Genomic DNA, 2,611 nt, shown 5'->3' with positions numbered 1-2,611 from the left:
GCCCCACCCCGCCTCTCCATCGTGCGGTGTTTTGCGCGGCGTGTGGGTCCAAAAATGGCGTTATTTCGTGGATATGGCGAAATGAAACGGACCATGTTCACCACACGACGGAAGTGGAAGCACGCCAAATACTTGCTTTCCCCGGCCAACACGCTGCATCGAGTCAACATATTGCGATATTCCTACCATCAGAACCAGTAGTAGCCAGTAAGCATCCAGTAACGTCAGGTCAAAGGAGACATCGTCATTATGACCGATTCCACAGCGCTCACCCGCACCTTCACCGGCACCGCCTCCGACGGTACAGCGCTCACCGCCGTATACCTTGCCCAGCCAGCCGCCCACGCAGCAATCGGCCTGATCGTTGCCGGCGACGAACTGCCACGCATCGTCCACTGGGGCCGCCCGCTGTCCGATCCCGCAACCTTGCTCGCCGCATACGACGCACTGAAGCCGCAGCGCGTGTCCGGCGCGCTCGACGACACCGCGTGGCCGACCGTATTGCCCACGCAGGCCGAAAGCTGGATCGGCGAGCCTCGCGTAGTGCTGCGTCGCGCCGGCATCGAACTGTTCCCCAAGTTCACGGTGACCGGCATCACCACCGAAGGCGTACTGGCGGCAACGCTCGACGCCACCACCGGCGAACAGTACGCGGATGTGACCGGACGTTCCCGCACCACCGGCCCGGTGCGCGTACCCGGCGTCGTCGTCACCGCACATGATGACGAACAAGGCATCGGCATCGAATGGCGACTGGAACTGATGCCCGGAGGACTCGTACGGCAGAAGGCGACGGTCACCAACCTCAGCACCAACCCGGCACCGCTGGAAGTCGGCAATATCGAACTCGGCTTCCCCCTGCCCGAATCGGCCAGCGAAATCCTGACCACCACCGGTCATCACCTGCGCGAGCGCAGCCCGCAACGTCAACCGCTGACCATCGGACGTTTCGAAAAACCGCAGCTCGCCGGACGCCCGGATTTCGACGCTTCCCTGCTGCTCACCGCGGGCGTGCCCGGCTTCGGATTCGAGCACGGCGAGGCCTATTCGGTGCATGTGGGATGGAGCGGCAATTCCGTGCTGTCCGCCGAACGTTTGCCGTATACGCAAGGTGTGATCGGTGGCGGTGAGCTGCTGTTCGGCGGCGAAGCAACGTTGGCACCGCAGGGTGGGGGCCAAAACTCCTACGAGACTCCGTGGCTGTTCGGCTCGTTCGGCGACGGACTCAACGAAATCGCCGCTCGTTTCCATGACTATGTGCGCTCCCGCCATCCGCGTCTGTTTACCGCGGGCCGTCCGGTGTTGCTCAATACGTGGGAGGCCGTGTACTTCCAGCATGATTTCGATACGCTTGCGGCGCTGGCCGATAAAGCCGCCGACTCTGGTGTGGAACGATTCGTGGTCGACGACGGCTGGTTCGGCTCTCGCCGCGACGATACGTCCGGCCTTGGCGATTGGCAGATTTCGCCGGATGTCTGGCCGGAAGGTCCGAAGTCGTTGCAGGCCCTCGCCGACTATGTACACGGCAAGGGCATGCAGTTCGGACTGTGGTTCGAGCCCGAAATGGTCAACCCCGATTCCGAGGTGGCGCGCAACCATCCTGATTGGATGCTCTCCCCCACCGCCGGCCGTCTGCCGTTGCAGGGCCGTAGCCAGCAGGTGCTGGACCTCACCAATCCCGCGGCGTTCGACTACATATTCGACTGCATGGATACGTTGGTGGGCGATCTCAAGATCGACTACATCAAATGGGATCACAACAAGCTCGTCACCGAAGCATGCTCCCGTTACTCCGGCCGACCGGCCGTACATGCACAGACCCTTGCCGTCTATGACATCTTCAAGAAGCTCAAGGAGCGTCACCCGGGACTGGAGATCGAAAGCTGTTCTTCCGGCGGCGGCCGCGTGGATCTCGGCATCCTCGAATACGCCGATCGTATCTGGGTCTCCGATTGTGTGGATCCGGTAGAGCGCGCGGACATCCAGCGCTATACGTCGCTGCTCGTGCCTCCGGCCATGATGGGCGAACACGTGGGTGCCAGCCCGGCGCATTCCACGCAACGTGCCACCAGTCAGGAGCTGCGCATGGCGATGGCGTTCTTCGGGCATATGGGCATTGAATGGAATCTGCTGAAAGAGCCGGAAGAGTCCCTCGCCAAGTTGGCCGTGTGGGTGGATGAATTCAAGAAGCATCGCGACTGGTTTGCCATCGACACCTGCGTGCATGCCGATTCCAATGATCCCGCCGTGCGACTCGATGGCATGGTGATGCCGAACCGCGACGCCGCCATCTACCGTTTCACCCAACTGACCACCAGCCAGACCTATCCGGCCGCACCGGTGCATCTGCCCGGTCTCGACCCCGAACGCACCTACCGTGTGAGCCCGCTCGATCCGAGCCTTGACCTGACTGGCCTGGGCAATGGCCAGAGCACGCTTGGCTGGTGGAATGAGGAGGGCGTGGTGATGACCGGCGAAGCGTTGCAACGCTATGGCATTCGTCCGCCGTCCCTCCACCCCCAGCAAGCCGTCCTGTTCAAGGCTGTAGCGTTACACTGACCGTGCTGGGGCGTGCGGCAGTCGCTCCCCGGCGCTCCCCCAATCGTTCCCC

Annotated in this window: 1 protein-coding gene; it reads left to right on the top strand. The window is 62.5% G+C overall.

Annotated elements, in window-relative coordinates:
* The first annotated feature begins 249 nt into the window (after window positions 1-249).
* Window positions 250-2,559, top strand: a complete 2,310-nt coding sequence (locus G1C97_RS11990; protein ID WP_169241955.1) for an alpha-galactosidase — start codon at window positions 250-252, stop codon at window positions 2,557-2,559.
* The last annotated feature ends 52 nt before the right edge of the window (window positions 2,560-2,611 follow it).

It is taken from the genome of Bifidobacterium olomucense, assembly GCF_012932375.1.
Classification (GTDB): domain Bacteria; phylum Actinomycetota; class Actinomycetes; order Actinomycetales; family Bifidobacteriaceae; genus Bifidobacterium; species Bifidobacterium olomucense.
The sequence above is the reverse complement of the archived record's forward strand: the minus strand, read 5'-3'. Positions and strand labels throughout refer to the sequence as shown.